This window comes from Gemella parahaemolysans (assembly GCF_053758945.1).
The window spans coordinates 26046-46499 of record NZ_JBSMTP010000008.1; the positions used below are offsets into that span (position 1 = coordinate 26046).

At 30.3% G+C, this 20454-nt stretch carries 15 protein-coding genes; 2 read left to right on the forward strand and 13 right to left on the reverse strand.

Annotated elements, in window-relative coordinates; all coding sequences use genetic code 11:
• Positions 1–3: 3 nt before the first annotated feature.
• From folP to ACWOBP_RS05985, 6 genes are all read right to left on the reverse strand, one after another.
• Entirely contained in the window at positions 4–807 is an 804-nt protein-coding gene (gene folP / locus ACWOBP_RS05960) for a dihydropteroate synthase (RefSeq protein WP_455337913.1), read from the reverse strand.
• A gap of 150 nt (positions 808–957) precedes the next feature.
• Positions 958–4362, reverse strand: coding sequence for a type I restriction endonuclease subunit R (locus ACWOBP_RS05965; protein ID WP_455337914.1), 3405 nt, complete (start codon positions 4360–4362; stop codon positions 958–960).
• Between the two features lie 20 nt (positions 4363–4382).
• Positions 4383–5492 (reverse strand): hypothetical protein, encoded by a 1110-nt coding sequence (locus ACWOBP_RS05970; RefSeq protein ID WP_455337915.1) that lies wholly within the window; start codon positions 5490–5492, stop codon positions 4383–4385.
• Positions 5479–7086, reverse strand: a complete 1608-nt coding sequence (locus ACWOBP_RS05975; RefSeq protein WP_455337916.1) for an N-6 DNA methylase — start codon at positions 7084–7086, stop codon at positions 5479–5481. The genes ACWOBP_RS05970 and ACWOBP_RS05975 overlap by 14 nt, the downstream gene beginning before the upstream one ends.
• A 201-nt stretch (positions 7087–7287) precedes the next feature.
• The gene (locus ACWOBP_RS05980; RefSeq protein WP_455337917.1) at positions 7288–8640 is read right to left on the reverse strand and encodes an MATE family efflux transporter; all 1353 of its coding nucleotides are present in this window, start codon (positions 8638–8640) and stop codon (positions 7288–7290) included.
• Between the two features lie 368 nt (positions 8641–9008).
• On the reverse strand, positions 9009–9506 hold the full coding sequence (locus tag ACWOBP_RS05985) for a GNAT family N-acetyltransferase (RefSeq protein WP_455337918.1): 498 nt from the start codon (positions 9504–9506) through the stop codon (positions 9009–9011).
• Between the two features lie 434 nt (positions 9507–9940).
• On the opposite strand from ACWOBP_RS05985, the gene ACWOBP_RS05990 reads away from it, so the two are divergent.
• On the forward strand, positions 9941–11374 hold the full coding sequence (locus ACWOBP_RS05990; protein WP_455337919.1) for a bifunctional folylpolyglutamate synthase/dihydrofolate synthase: 1434 nt from the start codon (positions 9941–9943) through the stop codon (positions 11372–11374).
• A gap of 182 nt (positions 11375–11556) precedes the next feature.
• On the opposite strand, the gene ACWOBP_RS05995 is transcribed toward ACWOBP_RS05990, so the two are convergent.
• From ACWOBP_RS05995 to ACWOBP_RS06020, 6 genes are all read right to left on the reverse strand, one after another.
• Positions 11557–12444 (reverse strand): hypothetical protein, encoded by an 888-nt coding sequence (locus ACWOBP_RS05995; RefSeq protein ID WP_455337920.1) that lies wholly within the window; start codon positions 12442–12444, stop codon positions 11557–11559.
• 243 nt (positions 12445–12687) lie between these two features.
• On the reverse strand, positions 12688–13485 hold the full coding sequence (locus ACWOBP_RS06000) for a hypothetical protein (protein WP_455337921.1): 798 nt from the start codon (positions 13483–13485) through the stop codon (positions 12688–12690).
• 32 nt (positions 13486–13517) lie between these two features.
• Positions 13518–13781: a hypothetical protein gene (locus ACWOBP_RS06005; RefSeq protein WP_455337922.1), complete on the reverse strand. Its 264-nt coding sequence runs from the start codon at positions 13779–13781 to the stop codon at positions 13518–13520.
• Positions 13782–13796: 15 nt separating this feature from the next.
• Positions 13797–13940, reverse strand: a complete 144-nt coding sequence (locus ACWOBP_RS06010; protein ID WP_455337923.1) for a hypothetical protein — start codon at positions 13938–13940, stop codon at positions 13797–13799.
• A gap of 179 nt (positions 13941–14119) precedes the next feature.
• On the reverse strand, positions 14120–14878 hold the full coding sequence (locus ACWOBP_RS06015; protein ID WP_455337924.1) for a Cof-type HAD-IIB family hydrolase: 759 nt from the start codon (positions 14876–14878) through the stop codon (positions 14120–14122).
• A 4-nt stretch (positions 14879–14882) separates the two neighbouring features.
• Positions 14883–16589 (reverse strand): PTS transporter subunit EIIC, encoded by a 1707-nt coding sequence (locus ACWOBP_RS06020; protein WP_060914819.1) that lies wholly within the window; start codon positions 16587–16589, stop codon positions 14883–14885.
• Positions 16590–16828: 239 nt separating this feature from the next.
• Here ACWOBP_RS06020 and ACWOBP_RS06025 point away from each other — a divergent pair, with 239 nt between their 5' ends.
• Positions 16829–17599 carry a MurR/RpiR family transcriptional regulator gene (locus tag ACWOBP_RS06025; RefSeq protein ID WP_455337925.1) on the forward strand — a complete coding sequence of 257 codons (771 nt, stop codon included), beginning with the start codon at positions 16829–16831 and terminating at the stop codon, positions 17597–17599.
• A 277-nt stretch (positions 17600–17876) separates the two neighbouring features.
• Here the strand turns inward: ACWOBP_RS06025 and ACWOBP_RS06030 are convergent, their stop codons facing one another.
• Positions 17877–20453, reverse strand: coding sequence for a hypothetical protein (locus ACWOBP_RS06030; RefSeq protein WP_455337926.1), 2577 nt, complete (start codon positions 20451–20453; stop codon positions 17877–17879).
• Position 20454 lies beyond the last annotated feature (1 nt).

A 20454-nucleotide genomic window follows, 5' to 3' on the forward strand; every position in this document is an offset into this window, starting at 1 on the left:
AGATTAGCCATTAATTATTTCATATGTTATTAAGGCTTCTTTCATAACTTTTACATTATGAACACGTACCATTCTAGCTCCTCGTTTCACCGCTTCTAATGATAAAGTAGCACTTACTATATCTCTGTCTTTTGGATTACTATTACCACCTAGCACATAATCCGTAGTTCTCTTTCTACTCACCGCATATAAGATTTCACAACCTAATGAATTAAGTAGCTCTAGTTTTCGTGTAATTTCTAGGTTAGCTTCTGCAGTTTTACCGAATCCCATTCCAGGATCAACAATAATATTTTCTTTCTTCACACCAGCACTTAGACAGATATCAACACTCTCACCTAGTTCACGTACAACTTGCTCAATCTCACGCCCTTCTTCTACACCACCATTATGCATAATAAAGATCGGCACGTCATATTTAGCAGCTACTTCTGCCATTGTACTTCCTTTTGCTCCATTTACATCATTTAGTACATCTACTCCAGCCTCAATCATGTATTCAGCTACATTAGGCTTATATGTATCAACACTAAAGCACACATCAGGGAATGTTTTTCTTAAAGTTGGAAATACACTTTGTAGTCTAGCAAGTTCGTCTTCTTCACTAACTACAGTCGAACCTGGACGAGTCGATTCCGCACCGATATCAATAATATCCGCACCTTCAGCTACCATCTTACGGACACCTTCTATCGCAGCTTCCACATCATAAAAATCTCCACCATCCGAAAAAGAATCCGGAGTAAAGTTCAATATCCCCATAATTAAATATTTTTTTTCATTTAATAATTGTTTTAATTTATTCATTCTGTCACCTTTTCGATTATTTTTAAATACCTTACTATTATATCACGTGACTATGGGGTTTGCAGTAAAAAAGGATAAAAGCCCATCGCTAATTCGATGAGCTTTTATACTTAGTAATAAAGAGTTGAAATATTATAAATATAAACCTAATTAGTCCCCAATATCTTCACTATATTTTAGTTTATCTTCTGCTACTTCTCTTAATACTTTTTTCTCTTTTAGAATCTTATTGTCTCTTAATGAATGTTCCGAAAAATTCTCAACTTGTTCCATTACTTTATTGAAAACTTCATTATTATATTTTGGTGGATACCCATTTTTAGCTAAACAAATTTTTATAGATAGTTGTAATTCGTTTCTAACATTCTTATTATTTAACCAATCAGCAAAAGAAGATTTTGTATCTATTTCCTCTTTAATTTTCTTAGATAACTCTTTACATTTTTCATTAATTATTACTCCCTCTACAACAATGTCCTCTCCATAATCGAAATTATATTTATCTCTCATGGCTATTAAAATATCATAAAACGCTTTTTCTTCAAAAGTTAATCCTAATTTTCTAAAACTTTCTCGACTCTCCTTCATTTTCTCTAAGATTTCTAGAGCCTGTTTTGTAGCCATTGTTATAATGTCTTGAGATGTTAATTCCTGAATCTCTCCTACCTCTTCTTCAGATAGATTTTTTCGTCTTTCATGATATTCTGCAATAGTGTCCTCTAACATTTCCTTGAATGACCTTGCAGCAATACTATTAACTTTCCCATATTCTTTTATTTCTTTTTTCAACATTTTTACTAGAATTTCTAGTTTTGTCGCTGGCATTTTAATATTAGATAATCCTTCAAAATATTCCGGTGATAGTATATCCTCTTCTTCTCCATTTTCTAAAATACTTTCTACTTCATTATATTTTAAAGCTTCCTCTACCATTTTTGACACATCTCTATTCATAGAGTCGGCATCTATATCACTTGTTCCACTCATCTTACGGACAAATCCTGCTATAGCCATAAAACACTGAGCTAAAGCCATATCTTTTTCATTTAATTCCCCAGATGGTTGACAAATATCATAAGCTGCTTTCATTCTTTTTACTGTCTTCAAGAAATATGTCTTGAACGATACTTCTCTTATCTTACCACTAGACTCTATATTTAATTTTTCTAGAGATGAAAATACATATTCAGCTGCTGAAGCTAATAATGTATATCTTTCTATAGGATCATACTCAACACTTATAAACGGTGATAAATCATAATTAGAAAACAATCTCTTCAAAATTTCTAATTCTTCTATAAATGCACCCTTAGCCTGAGAAACATCATCTTTTGTAGGTGCAATAGATGTGTCTCCACCATAAGTTTTTAGGGCTTCCCTCATATTTTTTCGTATTCCTATATAGTCAATAATTAATCCATATTCTTTATCTGGATATTTTCTATTAACTCGACTTATAGTTTGAATTAGAAGATGTTTCTTTAAAGGTTTATCATTATAAAGATATGTTAATGTAGGAACATCAAATCCAGTTATCCACATATTTACAACTATAACCACTCTAAAATTTGACTTATCATTCTTAAACATGATATCTAGTTCTTCAGAACGACTATCATTTTTAGCTCCACCTAGATAATTATACATTTCCTCACGGTCATTTTTCCCCACACTTGCCACCATAGCAATAGTCGGCATTGGTTTTATTTTCTTCAATTCTTCAGAGGTTACTTCTATCCCTTCTGGAACTTTTTTCTCTTCAAACCATGTAGGGTATAACTGTTCAAATTTTTTCAACAAGTTAAATGCAATTTCTCTATTGGAACAAACTACCATTGCTTTTTGAATTCTGTCTGGATTTTTGTCACAAGAAGCAGTATAATGCTCATGAATATCTTTAGCTAACCTTTCTAAACGAGAATCTTCCCCTAAAATGATTTCCATTGAGCTCATAGCTCGTTTACTAGCTTCAATATCTTCTTTTGTAGCTCCATCTTCGGCACATTTTTCATAATAAGATTCAATTTGTTTTACTTTATTTTCGTCTAGCAATACTTTTGCTATTCTAGGGTGATATTTAATTGGCACAGTTAAGCCATCAACTACTGCCTGATCCATTGTATATCTATCAATTTCATCCCCAAAAGTCTGATATGTTTCAGCAATCGGCGTCCCTGTAAAACCTACAAAAGTTGCACCAGGAAAGGCTTCTTTTAAAACTTTGGCGTATGGTTTAGAAATCATTGCTCGCATATTCTCATCGGCATCTTTACTAAACTGGATTTTTCTAGATTTTTCTATTTGACTTCTATGTGCTTCATCTGAAAAACAAATAATATTATTTCTTTCATTTATAAGCCCGATTTTATCATCTTCTCTATCACAGAACTTCTGAATTGTACAAATATAGAATCCACCACTATTTCTTAAACCAAGTTCTCGTCTTAATTCAGCCCTACTCTCTACGACCTTTACTTCACCAAGATTTAAAAATTCTGTACTTTTTGTAAATAATTTAGCACCTTGTTTTTGTAGTTCGTTTCTATCTACTATTAATATAATAGTAGGAGAGCCCATTTCAGGTATATCAGTACACCTTAAAGCTAGTTGTCTTGCTAAGAATGCCATTGTATATGTTTTACCACATCCAGTTGCCCCAAAATAAGTTCCACCCTTACCTGTTTTTCCAGAAACTGATTTTTTTATACTCTCTCTCAATAATCTAGCAGCAAAAAATTGAGGATAACGGCAAACTATTTCACACTCATCAGAATCATAGATACTATCTCTAAAATAAATATAATCTCTAAAAATTTCTAAAAATCTATCTGGACTATAGACTCCGCTAATAAGCGTTCTAGTTTCTTCAAAAGACGTTCTCGCTATTTTTTCATCATCATTAACACGACGCCATGCGTAAAAATGTTCATAAGGTGTGCGGATAGTTCCTAATCTAGACTTCACACCATCTGAAATACAAGCAAGTGGGCTATAATGTAAAAGATGCGGTATGTCTCGCCAGTACCTAGTATAAATCTGTTCCCATGCTTCATGTATAGTCGCACGTGCTTTAGATGGATTTTTTAATTCTATAATACAAAGTGGTAGTCCATTTACAAAAAGGATAACATCTGGTATTCTTAGACTCTTTTGTCCATTGTTAGTATATTCAATTTCATATTGATTAACCACTCTAAATGTATTATTTTCAGGACTATCAAAGTCTATTAACTTAATCATTGTAGCTAATCCACTCTGTGGTGTAAACTGCAATCCATGAGTATACCATTTGTATACTTTATGTAGAGTACTGAACTCAGTTTCTCCTCCAGCTAATCTTATAATATCAAATATTTGCTTAACTTCTTCGTTATTTAAAGTTGGATTAGTTTCCTCTATGAAACTTTCAAAATCGTCTTTAATAAGTACGTCTGTAAGCTTTATACGATTCACATCTTTACCAAAAGTATATGTCCATCCTACTTGTTCTAAAAACTTTATGAATACTTGTTCATACTCTGATTCATAATAGCGACCACTATATTTTTTCAACATACTTTCCCCAACCTTTCCCTTTATTTTCTTGCTTCTTCAATAGATCCTTTTATTAAAATTGGACAAATATCTTTGATTTGTTGTTTTAATTTTTCATTAATTTCTTTACGTTTCAAATATAAACTATGTATTTTAGCCAAACTATTTTGTATCTCTTTTCTTGCAACTGGTATTTCTACATCGCAGAACCCTTCCCAGTCTAAAGATCCTCTAACACTACTGTCACTGTTAAACCAACATCGCAAATCAAAATTTTCCGTAGACATAATCATCATTAAATAATCTTCATTAATATTTTTAGCTTTAAAAGTAAAATATGCACTTGAAATCATATATTTTTCATCACTATTATTCTGTGCAATTGTTATTCTTTTATCTCGCCCTACCTTCATTAGGACTGCTCCAAATGTTTTTGGATAGACTACCTTGTATTTTGAAAAATCTAATCCTTGAGTATTTGCAATTGAATCTATAAAATAATTTTCCATACTTAATCCTTTAAAAGATAGTTTTTCATTATTTACGTTTTTTATATCGTATGCTTCTATATATTGTCCTAGTTTTTCTCTAGTACTAGATTTTTGCAATTCATAAATCATTGCATCACAAACTAACTTCAAATTTTCTAAACCTTTTTCATAACTTTTTTGATTCTCTATCATAGCATTATAAATATCAACATATTTTTGTTGAATACTAATCGAAGGTATACTAACTTCCATATCACAAAATACACTCCAATCCAGATTAGATCTAATGCTGCCATCACTGCAAAAAGCGCCATATCTGTCTTTTTCTTTTGATATGAAAATCATAAAAAAATACATAGGTATAATTTTATCTTCATTTCTAATTTCAAATGTTGAATATGCAGGAGATACTATTATTTCTTCATCACCGTTATACATACCTATTCTTATACAATTATCTCTCCCAGTCTGCATACCACTAAAAACAAATCTATTCTTTTTTAATATTTTATACTTACTCTCATCTAATCCCTCTGTATTTGCTTGTGTGTGTATAAATTCTTTTTCTATATTAATACCAAAAAAATTCTTTAATCCCTTAGAATTCCTTTCATCAATCAACTCTATCAATTCACCTATCTTGTATCTAGTTAATCTCATAACCTATCCCCCTGAATGCTTCTTCTAGCATTCTCTGTGTTTCTTTTTCTTGTTTCATAAGATTTGACATTTCTTTTTGAATACGAGACATCTCCTTCTCAAAGTCTATATCTAAATCACGATCGATAAATTCGATATATTTACTTGGTGTTAATGCCCAATTATTTTCTTCTATTTCTTCTATATTAACACTTCTATAAAGCTCTGGTACTTCATAGTTATTCCCATCTATTCCTTCATTTTGCCAAGTATGATAAATGTCTACCGCTCTTTGGATTTGTTCATGGGTTAATTGAATTTTTTTCTTATTTTCGCCTTTTACTTTATTTTCTGTCCATTGACGAAGATCTACAAATAATATTTCTCCTTGACGATCTCGTAGGTTTCTGCCATTATACTCTCCACCTTTTTTATTTTGATTTAATATCCATAAAGTAACACTTATGTCTGTCGTAATGAATAATTCTCTAGGTAATACTATAATTGCTTCTACTTTATCGTTTTCAATAAGTCTTCTTCTAATATTTAGAGTATCACTATCATTCAATGCACCATTAGCAAGAAGGAATCCCGCAACACCTTTATTAGGTTTTAAATGTGATAACATATGTAAAATCCACGCATAGTTGGCATTACTTGCTGGTGGCGTATCATAATCAGCCCACCTAGCATCATCTTTTAAGTTATCATTATACCACCCCTTCAAGTTGAAAGGTGGATTAGCCATTATATAATCAAAATATAAACCTTTATGCAAATCATGAGTAAATGTAGAATCATATTCTTCACCAAGGTGATGACTAATTCCACGTAGTGCTAAATTCATTTTAGCAAGTCTCCAAGTTGCCGCTTCTTTTTCTTGACCATAGACATTTATACGGTTAATATCTCCTTGCTTTGCCTTAACAAGTTCTGCACTTTGAACAAACATTCCTCCACTACCACAGGCTGGATCGTATAAAGTTCCATCATATGGTTCTATCATTTTTGCCATTAGTTCTACTACATCATGCGGTGTATAGAACTCTCCTTCTTCTTTAGTTGCGTTAACTGCAAATTCTTTCAGGAAATACTCATAGACTCTACCTATTAAATCTTTTTCTTCACCGAAAACTTTATGACTTATCTTATTTACTTCATCTACTAATTTCTTTATATCATTAGCACCTAAATTCCTAGTTGTAAACGTCCCTTCAATGAAACATCCTTTTAAATCTTTTGAGGTAGTTGCTATACTATGTAGAGCTGTATCTAGAGCAACATTTAATGCTGGCGCAGGAGTATTTATTATTGTTTCCCACTGAGCTTCTTTCGGTAACGCTATAATTCCTTCAGTGAACACTGGATTTTCTAAAAATGCTTCTTGCATATTTGGGTCACTTAAATCTATACCTTCTTTTAATAACCTATCTTTTAGTTTCTCTAATCCATCCTCGTATTTTTCACCTATAAATCGTAAAAATATTAACGTTAACATCATGTCTCTTTTTTCAAAAAATGATCCTGAATTACGTGCTGAACGTAATATATTCCTACAATTAAATAATATACTATCTATATTTAATCCTGTTTCTTCTACTTTCTTCTTTGTCATTGGTATTATTCCTTTTATTATCAATTATGTTTATCTTTTTTATTATAACATAATTAGCATTATTTTCTGAAAAATACTACTAAATATAAATAGATAATAAACTTTTTTTACTAATTACACAGTAAAAAAAGAAGCAACCCTAAAATCTTGAATTTTAGAATTACTTCTCTATTTTGTTAATTGGACGTGAATTCCAACTCTCTACTCACTCTTTTTCTTCAATGAACGAATGACTGGTTCTTTTCTAAATGCATAATACAACTGAGCAGCCATTACACACCATAGAATAGGTTCTACAAATATTACTCCTAAATATCCTGCACTTGGGATAATAAATATAACGAATAATATTTTCCCTAACATTTCTATAATACTTGAAACTAGTGGCGTCATCTTTTGGCCTAAACCTTGCAGAGCATTTCTTAATACTAAAAGTATCGCTAAAAATGGATAAAATGCAGAACTAATCTTAAGATATAATGAAGCCTGGTAAATTAATTCTTCATCATTACTTCCCGTGATAAGTTCATTTAAATATGGACTTGTGAAAAATAGCATAATACAGATGAAGACTGACCAAATTATCGTAACAAGTGCACCCTTACGTAATCCTTCTACTATTCGACTATACTGTCTTGCTCCGAAGTTTTGCGATGTAAAAGTCGTTATAGTCGCACTCATAGATCCTACTGGAAGTAGTGCAAACATCATTATTCTTCTAGCACTCGTCTGAGCACTTATAATTACTGGACCTAAAGCATTGATCGATGTTTGTAAGATTACTGTACCAATCGAAACAACAGAAAACATAAGCCCCATTGCCAAACCTTGGCTAAATAAATCAGAATAAAGTTTTTTATTCCATGTGAAATGTTTTTTTGTTGGAATTAGAAATGGTGTTTTTCTACGAATATAGTTAAAACATAATACTGCGGAAATACCTTGTGAGATAATTGTTGCAACTCCAGCCGAGCGCACACCCATATGTAAATATGCAATAAAATATATATCTAATACAGTGTTAATAATTGCTGAAAAAATTAAAAAATATAATGCAGCCTTACTATCACCTACTGCTCGAAGTAGTCCCGCACACAAATTGTACGCAAGAGTAACACCTACAAATACTACTATAAGATAACTATACTCATAAGATTGCTCAATAATATTACTTGGTGTCCCTAATAATTTCAGTAATGGATATAAAGTAAAATTACCTAATACGGCAATCACAATACTCAAAACTCCACCTATAACAAACGTGGCAGCTACAGCACTCTTTAACTTCTCATAGTTTCCAGCACCATAATAACGAGCAATAACTATACCCATACCATTTCCTATACCTAATGCAAAACCAACCACAAGTTCAAATATCGCAGCCGTAGCTCCAACAGCAGCAAGGGATTCTTCTCCAAGGAATCTACCAACAATCATAATATCTACCGTATTATAGAGTTGCTGAAAGATATTTGCTATCATAATCGGTATCGCAAAAGCAATCATCGCCCGTAAAATCGGACCTTCTAATAAATTAACTGATATTTTTTTCATAAATAATATTATAGCACTTTGAGGTAGAGATTCAAGAAATAACTTGAAAACTATTCTGAAAATGGAGAAAGGCTCATCTTTCGATGAGCCATATATTATGAAAAAAAATATTATTAAGTTTTGTTATGTTTATATTATATCCCACTTACCTTACATGAACTTTAGACTATAATTAAAATGAAACTAAAATTGAAAAACTTTGAAAATAATCCCCAGAAATGGAGAAAGGCCCATCTTTCGATGAGCCATACATTATGAAAAAAAAATATTATTAAGTTTTGTTATGTTTATATTATATCCCACTTACCTTACGTGAACTTTAGACTATAATTAAAATGAAAATAAAGTTGAAAAAATGAAAATAATAACTATCTAGTTTTCTTCATGATATACTTCAAATTTGGAAATTCTATCACTTTATCTATTCTAAAACCTAATTTCTCGTACAGCTTTTTAGCAGTTATATTAGAATCAAATACTGTTAGTGTTATACTATCAATATTTTCATCTTCAAAAATACGGTAAACAAACAACTCTAATGCATTTTTTCCAAATCCTTGTCCTACTTTTAGAGGATTTAACATAAATCTCCCTAAATGTGCATTATTTCCCTCAATTTTTATAATTTGTATTACGCCTATAAATTCTTCTTCATGAAAAATAGAAAATATATTCTCTAATTTTCTTATTTTTTCCAAATCTAAAGGATAAGAAATCTTTGATCCCATCCATTGCTTTTGAAATTCTTCGCCTTTCTCATTCGACCATTCACAGATTAATAGAGAATTTCTTCCATTTATGCCTTTTTCAAAACTAATATTCATATCTACACCTTCGAAAATATTATCTATACTAAATACTTTCATTTGCTAACCTCTTAATAGCGTGAGTATTCATAGAATTTATTAATTATCAATTTAAATATATTATATTTACAAAAATAATAACTTGTCAAGTCCTCCCAGAAATGGAGAAAGGCCCATCTTTCGATGAGCCATATATTATGAAAAAAATATTATTAAGTTTTGTTATGTTTATATTATATCCCGCTTACCTTACATGAACTTTAGACTATAATTAAAATGAAATTAAAGTTGTTATTTTTCACAATTAATTTCAATAACACCATATAAAATTGAAAATCAATGTAAATATAACTAATTTATAAGGATTAATTACAGTTAATTTTTTATTTTAATTCAAACACTCTCCTGCAAATTCACCAAAATTATATCCTTTACAATTTATCTTTATCATTATAAAATTAAATGTATATTATTAGAAATGTTGGTGTTTATTTATGAATTTGAATTGTAAAATTAAATTTGAGAAATATTTAGAAGAAAATAATTTAGAAGATAAAAATAACATACTTGAGCTTTTCAGTCAGTTAAATTTAGAACAACTTGCTGAAAAACTTCTAACTTTAGCTGAAGATGAAATTGTAAACTATGCAATTGAGTGTGTTTGTGAAGAACTTCTTATTACTTCATCGTATAAAATTGAACGTACTGGTATGAAACTTGGTCTTCATAGAATGGAACATATTCTTGAACTTTTCAATCATCCTGAAAAAGACCTTAAGGTAATTCATGTTGCTGGAACTAATGGTAAAGGATCTACTTGTTCTTATTTAAAAGATGTATTAAAAACCAAGTATAAAGTTGGATTATACACAAGTCCTGGTATGCTGAGTTTTAACGATAGAATTCGTGTTAATGATGATTTTATTTCATATAAAGAAGCTTATCGATTATTTAAATTGGTTCAAGAAACTTACGACAAAAACAATCCAGATCCAAGTGACAAACTGTCATTCTTTGAAATTATCACAGGTGTGGCTCTATTATACTTTAGAGATCAAAAAACAGATTTCGTCATTATGGAAGTTGGTCTTGGTGGAAGATATGATGGAACAAATATTTTTAAAGAAAAAGTTTTATCTATTATTACAAAAATTGGTCTAGATCACACTGCGATTCTTGGCGATACTCTTGAAAAGATTGCTTATGAAAAAGGTGGAATTATCCAAAAAAATGATACTGTTCTAATTTACCCTGCTTCTGAAGGTGTCGTAAATGTAATAAGAGATATCTGCCAAGATAAAAATGCTAGCTTAAGTATTTTAAATGAAGATAATATCGTTGTGAATAAAGTCGAAGCTAGAGGTAATAAATTCTCATATAAAGGTGTAGATTATTCTACAAAAATGGTCGGTGCTCACCAGACTTTTAACGCATCTTTAGCTTTAGAAGCATTATCTAACCTGAAAAACCGTAATATAATCGATATAGAAGATGAAGTTATAAAAGAAGCTCTAAGCAAATCAGTTTGGGTTGGACGTTTAGAATGGATTCGTGAAAATATCCTTCTAGATGGTGCGCATAACAATGATGGTATTGATAGTTTAGTAGCTTACCTAGATAAGCAAAAATTCCCTAAATTGAAGACTCTACTTGGTATTCTTGAAGATAAAGACTATAAAGATATGATTGAAAAATTAAAAACTATTCCAGCTGAATTCTCAGCGACAAAAGTTCCAATCGAGATCAAAGAATCAAATCTTGATAATCTAGTAAAAAGCTTTGGTGATACTCATGTTACTAAATATGATAATTATGAAGTTGCTTTAAACAGTATTATTCCAAATCTAAAAGATGATGAAATTCTTCTAATTACAGGTTCACTTTACCTTATCTCAGCGGTAAGAGGTGAAATATTGGAGAAATACTAGAAATATTAAAAATCCAGAGATAACTTAAAAGTTATCTCTGGATTTTATTATATCTAGAAAACTATAATCTAACAAAAAATAGCATGTACAGTAATTATAAGAAAATTATTTCTTCCAAATTTTCTTCAATACAGTAATTTCAACAAAAAATTTAATCATAATTTTGTAGCAAATTTCTAAAATTACTCTGTGTCTTCTAATTCACTATTTTCTTCAATAATCTTTTTAACATATTTAATCGCTGATTTTTTCTCTATTTTTGATTCATCGATTATTACCTGTATTTTCTTATTTTCTTCACTAACTTCTAAGATCTTTATATTTTCATAAATGCCATGCCTGCCATATCCAATTATAATTTTAGTTGACAATTCCGCTAACTTACTATAATATTTAGCAGATATTTCTATTTTAGAATTTTTCAATATATTCCTTTTTCTTAAATCCTCTATTGAAAATTGTCCCTTATTATTCTCCTTTTCTTCAATTTCAATTTGTTTCAAAAATCTTTGTCTTTTTATATACTGTTCCTTTCTCCATAAATCATAGCCTTTCAAAATTTTCTCGCCATTTATTATCAACTCATTTCGAAAAACCTCATGTTCCCTTATTTCCTCAATCTCTTTTTTTTCAAAATCTATATTCTTTATATACATATCTGCCATGCTATATTTAGATAATTTAGGCATACCGTCGATACCTTCTCGTTTATAATTTTGAAGTTTATTATCTAGTAACTTTAATACTCCCTCTTTATACTTAAATTCCTCACAAAATACAACTAGCTGTTTCAGATAAATTAAATTACTTAAATCTATTTTCACTTCACTCTTATAATCATAAATGTATACTTGCTCTATATTAGTACACTTACTAATAAATGAATAATTATTAAGGCTGGAGTTAATCACAGTAATTCCTTTAATCTCCAAAAAATCCTCTTTTTTTAAAAAATCAAGAAATTCTTTTGTTGTATATTTTCTATCCTCTTTTTTGTAATTAAAGAATGCTGCACCATCCCAAGGTAATGGCACCCAAGTTTTTTCTATATCACTAACTAATATATACATTAATATCTTCTCCTTTTACTTTAAAATGTATAAGGCTAATTCAAAAATCCTAAATTTTAAAAAATTCATATAAAAACCTAAAGACGAAATAGTTTATTGATATCTAAATTCATTTTATAAAATTTACTTAGATATCTAATAAATCATTGCAGTAAGTAACTCGACAAAATTGCTTTCTCCGAAATCACGATTTTTGAGTTACTCCCATATCACAATTATTTAATCTATCACATAATTCAGCCATTAACAGTTTATATTTATAATAATTCTAATAGGAATATTCCTCTTTCTTTTTATTTTCATCCTTTTCTTACCGTCTAGATGTACTTTTCTCAATTTCCAAAAATCTAATACAAAATTTATGTACTCGCAAACTCTATCTACTGTATCTATTGTTTTCGAGCCAGAATATATCAATCTATTTATAAAGTCTCTATTATCAATATTATAAAAATCTTCACAGTATTTGTAGATACTCTCCGAAGGATTACCCTTATCTATAAAAGAGTTTAAAAACTGTCTTAAATAATATACATTTTCAGCGGTTGATTCATTAAGTATTAGTTCACTTTTCCCGATAAAATACTGATTCAACGCCCACATAAACGTATCACCTCTATCATTTCCTATATTATTTTTCAGCTGTTGCAATCTTCCTGTAGAAATAAGTAATGAGCAATTTTCTTTACTAAAATGATTTTTTTCACAATATTCAAGCTTTTTAATATGGTTCTTTATTTTCTCTTTATCACTTTCAGAAGCTGTTTTTAAACCTGTTTCTAAAATTTTTTTGCATTTTTGATATGCCACTGATTTGAAATTAAATATTATATCTCCACTGATTTGTATTTTTTCTGCTTCCTTATCTATTTTATAGTACTCATATCCCTCTTTATTAAGTTTAGCGAATTTCCTACCTTTATCTGGATTATTTTTTTGATTTTCAAAATCCCAATATTTAGACCATTTATAAATTCTCTTATACATCTCCCATATTTTATAAGATGTATCAAAATTTTCACAATTTTCATCGATTGTCATTGTAATTCACTTCCTAATATTATATTTTAAATTTAATAGTTTCGTCGTTTATTTATATACACTGCGGCACGATTACCTGTAGTCCTTTTAGGACGCCCATTAGGTAAAAACACCTGTTCTACATTGAAAGATCCCTCTCCGACTTTCTTAGCAAATACTTTACCTATTCTTGCTCGAAGAGGATTAGGTTTCCCAGAGCAAACCATACTAATTTCCCTATATGTCTTAGAAACGCTTATAGAAAACTCTATATCTACATTCTGCGGATTAGCTACATATTGCTCAATCTCATTCATCACCATTTGTTCTATTTACAATTCTGATAATGAAGAAGTGATTCCAAAGTATTCATTCAGTACATCAACAACAAGTGTGCTCAAAGATACTCCAAGTTCTTTAGATTTTTTACTAAGAATTTTTTCTAAATCTGTATTTGGATAAAACTGAATTCTCATCTGACTTCCTCCTATATACCCCCAGTGTATCATAATTAATTTAAGAGCGTAAGAGTTATCACTCACAATATAACTCTAATCACATTAAATTTTACTGATATTTTTTACTCTCGTTCAAAACTAAACATACTATTTTAAATTATAGAAAAAAGAACCAGCATTTCTGCCGGTTTTTTTTACTATTCATAGTTTTTAATAAAGTGTTTTATCGCCGCTGCAAAATCTTCTACTACATGTGTAGCTTGGTCTTTTACTTCTTGTGGCGCTCGATTCATACAGTATGAAATATCTGCTACTTTAAACATATCCACGTCATTCCCTGAGTCTCCTAAAGCTATTACTCTATCATACCCTGACTTGATAGCTTCTATACCACTAGCTTTAGAAATATTTTTTGCTGTGATTTCCATACGTGTTGAACCTGATTTATAAATCTCTACTTCTGGAAATTTCTCTTTTATTATATCGTAATGATAATCTAATTGTTCTTTTGTTGGTCTTACGTTAATCTTATAAATTACTTTTCCTTCCAATATTTCAAAAGGATTTTCGACACAAACAAGTTCCATGTTCCATAATCTATCTTTTTTCTCATGATCAAAATTACCGATACGTTGTTTTCCATCTAAAGCATCAAATATTAATTTACTTTCCTTTAGATATTCGAATATTCCAGTTAAATCTTTAGTAGGAATATATTTTTCAAAAAGAACTTTATCTTGTCTTGTTACGACCGCTCCGTTAAACCCTATCATGTGTGTAACATCCATATCATTGCCTTCTGCAATATATTTGATTTCTTCAACAGAACGCCCAGTCGCAACTGAGAAATCCCCGTAATTTTTAGCATCATGATACGCTTTTAAATCTTCTTTTTCGACGAATACTGAATTTTTTACAAATGTTCCGTCTAAGTCTGTAACAAACAAATTCTTCATGAAACTATTCCTCCATACCAAGCATATCTTGGATTTCCATTTTTAATACATTAGCATGAGATCCGTAAATTGATTGCATTTGCATATCACTTTCTGCAAATCCCATAGCTCCAAGTTTCGTTGTAATACGCTCTTGATCTACTACGCTCTTATCTTTTACATTAATTCTTAAACGAGTTATACAAGCATCTACAGCTTCGATGTTATCTGGACCACCATGTGCTTTGATTAACTCAATAGCTTGTTTTCTAATTCCTTCTGGTGTTTTTTGTACTGTTTCCATTACTTCATCATCACCATCAACTGTTATATCAGTTGCTTTTGGTTCTTCTTTACCAATTGTAGCGATTTCTACACCAAGTTTAGCACGAGCCTCATTTTTATTAGATAATTTAACTTCATCACCATCTTCACGGCCAGGTGTTTTAAGGTCAAATTTAACAATCATAAATCTAAATACGATATAGTAGATGAAGAAGTAAACTACACCTACGATTGGTACTAACCACCAAGCTGTTTTAGGACCTTGAAGTACTCCATAGATTACCCAGTTAATGAATCCATGTCCAGTTGGAGTTGCTACCCCTGCACCTAACATGTGCATTACGAATAATGCTGAACCAGCTAAGAATGCGTGTACTACATAAAGAATTGGTGCTACGAATAAGAATGTGAACTCGATTGGTTCTGTGATACCTGTTAAGAATGAAGTACCAGCAGCTGCGAATAATAATGAACCTACAACTTTACGTTTTTTCTCATCAGCTGTTTTGTACATTGCATAAGCTGCACCAGAAAGACCGAACATGAAGTAAACGAATTTACCACCGTTAAATCTTGTAATACTTGGATCTACGTGCTGAACATTTGGATCAGCTAATGAAGCTAAGTAAGCGTTGATTGTACCAACTACACGTTGTCCACCAATTTCCCAAGCCCCACCTAATTCTGTTGTACGAACTGGCCAGTTTAAACCGTGGTGAAGACCGAATGGTAATAATGCTCTTTCTACTAAACCATACAGGAACGTTCCAATAGGTCCTGATTTAAGGATAAAGATTGATAATACACTGATACCTTTTTGTACTGGAGGCCAAACGAAGAATAATCCAGTAGCTACTGCTGACATAATTACGATAGTTGCGATAGGTACGAAACGTGGTCCACTGAAGAATCCAATTACTGTTGGTAATTGAACTTTAACAGCCCACTTATGAACGAAGTATACCACTATACCTACGATAATACCACCAAATACACTAAGGTCCATTGTTTGGATACCAAGTACTTTTGTCTGCATGGCATTAGATAATGCTAATTTTGCTTCGTTACTTGATAATTTACTAGTGTCTACCAGTTTGTGACTTTGTACTAATAGGAAGTTAAGTACGTAATGTAATACGATAAATCCTAGTAAACCAGAAAGTGCTGCAGAACCTTTTTCACGTTTTGCTAAACCTACAGCAACCCCAACCGCAAAAATAATCGGTAAGTTATTGAATGCTGTATCCCCTAATACAATTAGGAATTTCATAATAAATTGAATAATGTCATTTTTTAACATTGGGAACATTTTTAGTGTGTTTGAATTACTGAAGGCTGTCCCGATCCCTTTAATAATACCTGCACCCGGAAGTACAGATACCGGTAATAAGAACGAACGTCCGAATTGCTCAAAAGCAGAGACGAATTTATTTTTTTTCTTTGCCATTACCTTTTCTCCTTTTATTATTTTTTATAGCCATATTATATCAGATTTGAAAACGGTTTTTTATATTTTGCCTAAAAATTTCTTTATTTGTAATTAATTACTAATTTAGTAAAATTTTACTAGACTATGTAAACCGCTTTAAAAATAGCTTTTATTTTCTAATTTTTTATGTTATGATACATAATACTGACTAAAGAAAAGAAAATCTACTAGTAAATTTTACTCTTGGAGGAAACTTTATGTTTTTTGATAACTTAAAAAATAACTATGACAAACTATCTATTTCAGAACAACAGGCTATCGATTATTTAATGAAACAAGATAATATCGAACATACCACCTTAAAAGAAATTAAACAAGCTGTTCTTGTTTCATCTTCTACCGTAATTCGAGCTTGTAAAAAATTAGGTTATAATACCTTTATCGATTTAAAATACGATTTAAAAATAAGTAAGGAGCTAGCTAAAAATAATAAAAACTCAACATCCTCTACTTTCCTTTCTTTAAAAGAACAGCTTAGCGTTGAATTTTCTAGAACAATGTCTATACTTAATCAAGAGGATTTCGATATTTTCGCAGAAAAAATTATTAATGCTCGTCGTATTTTTTGTATTGGTAGTGGCTCTAGCTACATGGTTATGAGTGATTTTAATAGAAAACTAAAACTTATTAATCTTTGGTCAAACGATTATTTTGAACACTATTCTATTAAAAGAATTCCTGATATTTCTACAAAAAATGATGTTATATTAGTATTTTCTTTAAGTGGTGATACTAATGTTATTAACGATTGCGTTCTTGAAGCTAAACAAAATGGAACTACTATTTTATCAATCACAAGTCTTACCAATAGTCCTCTTGCAAAAATGAGTGATCATTTAATTAAAGTCTATGATGCACCAAAAAATAGAAAAAAAATCCGCTCTCGTCTAATGTTAAGTGTTGTTGGAATTATTTTATTTGAAACTATCGTTAACACCATCAGTCCTGGAGAATATGTAATCGATTAATAAAAATACTTCCATGTATTTCCTTGAATTTTCTTTATTTAATTAAATCTATTTTTTTCATCTAAATTTCACAAAAAATAAAAGGGAGTGACTCAAAAATCGTGATTTCGAAGAAATCGATTTTGTCGAGTCACCCCCGCACAGTTTATTAGATATCTAAAAAGCTTTTATAAAGCAATTTTAGATATCAATAAACCACTGGGTCTATGAGTTCTCATATATACTTCGTTAAATTTTAGGACTTTTGGGTCAGCACCTTTTCTTTTATATTAATTAACTACTTCTTTTTATTTTTCACCTTGTTTTTAGGAACACGCTTTGCAGAGCCAATATTCCAAACAGTTTCTTCTTGTGTAGCTATTTCTTTATAGATATTAGCATTTTTTTTCACAACAGTATCTAGTTCTTTAGATTCTATCTTTTTTTCTTCTGGAGTAGTTTTTTTAATAGGATCATTTATTGAAAGTCCTGTAGTTGAAATACCAACTTGCTTTTTAGGATTTTCTGATGTATTACGTGAAGCTAATCCATATACAGATGAATATACTGGTGAAGGTTTAAATTTACCTACATTTCGTGGTTTTGGCGTAATTGTATTTGAACTCATCATTTGACCAGTTACTGACTTAGTTGATGTTGATATTCCTGATGAAGAATATTTTTCGAAGATTGCATCTAATATTTTTTGATTATTCTCAATTTTTTCCTTACTTACAGGTCTATAACCATGATCAATTGTTTTATATTCTCCTAATTTTGTTCCTTTTCCTTTATCAAAATACTCTGAAACATCATTAGTATATAATTTTTCAGTATAATCAATTCCTCGCTCTACTTCTTCTTCATTTTCTTCTAAATAAGATTTAGCTTCTTCTATTCTCTTCTGAACAACCTCTTTAGGAACAACTTTCTCATCAGTAAACTTATCTACATCATTTGCTATTTTAATGTTTTTAGTATTTGGTGATACTTCTCTTATTAGACTATCAATATCTACTGAATCTGTAGTTTCTTCAAAATAATTTTGTTCTTCTAACTCTTCAATTTCTTCTTCATCTAGATGATAATCACTGTATCCTGATAATCTATCTTTTTTAACGTCTTTAATTTCTTCATAGTCTTGAACTTCAATATCTTCTATTTCATCCGCTTCTTCAACTAAATCAATATAAGACTCTTTTTTCTTATCTTTTCTTAAATCTTCTAGATTTTCATTCAACTCTTCAATTTCTGGTAAAGTTTTTTCTTTCTTAGGGAAAATATCAATCTTCTCAGTCTCGATTAATTCATCTAACTCAGTTTTTTCTTTTGAACCGATTGTTTTTTTACCTTCACGTAATTCTTTTCTAAAGTTTTCTACTTCTGCTATAACTTCTTGACTTTCTTCAAATCTGTTACCAACCAATTTTTTACTAACTTTATCGATATCATCTTCAAATAAATCTGATGCACCTTCTAGAACATCATGAACAGAAGTATATTTAAGTTTATCACGGCGACTTCCCTCAGCTTCAAGTTCTTTTACCTCAAGTTTTGGAGTTTTCTTTTCATGAGTTTTACTTTCTTTCTCACGTATTTCTTCGAAAATATCATCTAATTTTTCGTTTTTCTTAACGTATAACGGATTATCTTTTTCTATTTTATCGTTTTTTCTCTCAAGAACATTAAAATTTTCTTCGAATTCTTTTCTTGCTTCTTTATTTTTTGTAACTCTTTCTTCTTCAACTACACTGTTTTCTTCGGTTTTCACTTTGAATGAGCTAGCAACTTCCTCTTTCAGTTCACTACTATCTTTCCCTAATACCACACTATCCCCAAGGGTATCGATTTTATAATCTTGTTTTAATCTCTTAGTTCTTACGGCTGCTAGTGTTGGATGTGTTCTTCTTGGTGGATTTTCATCAAAAATATCCACATCACGTATTTCAGAACTTTTTACTCCTAGTTTTTTTAAAGCATCCCCTAAGTCTGTTACTTCAGTTATTGATACTTCTTCTTTCTCATCCTTTTCTTCATATTCTGTAATATCAATTTCCTCAAATAAAGAAGTTTCTTTTTGCCCTTCTTCTACAAATTCGATTTCTAGTTCGTCTTCTATTATTTCTTCTTTTTCTTCTTTAAATTGAGATTTTTTCTTATCAAATTTTTTCTTTTCTTCTAATTCTTCTTCAAAATCATCTAATACTGCATCTAATTCTTCTTGATCAATCTCGTCATCACTTACATTAAATAATTTATCTTTTAATCTTGAGAAGAAGCCTTCTTTTTTCTCAAGTTCTTCTTCATTTTTATATTCTGACTCATCATCGTAGTCTTCTTCAACCACTCTAGAATTTTGTCTTTGTTCACGTTTTTGACGTTCTAGATATGTTTTATAATCCTCGGCTTCATCTTCTTCATCTAAATATTCATCATCCAAGAACTCTTCATCTTCTTTTTTATTAGAACTGAATAATCCTTTAATTTTAGAAATAAATCCATTTTCTTGTTTAGATTTTTTTTCTTGTTCAAAATTTTCTTCATAACCCTCAAAGTCATCGTAGTTATCTACTTCAAAATCATCTAGATTAACTTCTTCATAATCGTCATATTTTTCTGATTCTTTCTCATTACTTTTTCTAGTACTACGTTGTGGACTAAATTCATCCTCATCAAATGATTTTTTAGTCTTATTAGAACTGAAATCTATTTCAAAATCCTCATCTTCATCAAGATAAACTCTCTCTTTTCTTCTATTTTCAGCTCTTTTTTCCCTACGTTCAGCTAAATCATCTTTTTTCTCTTTTTCAGCTGTATTTTCTTCATATATTTCATCTTCATCGTCTTCTAAAAACCACTTTTTCCAATTCACCATA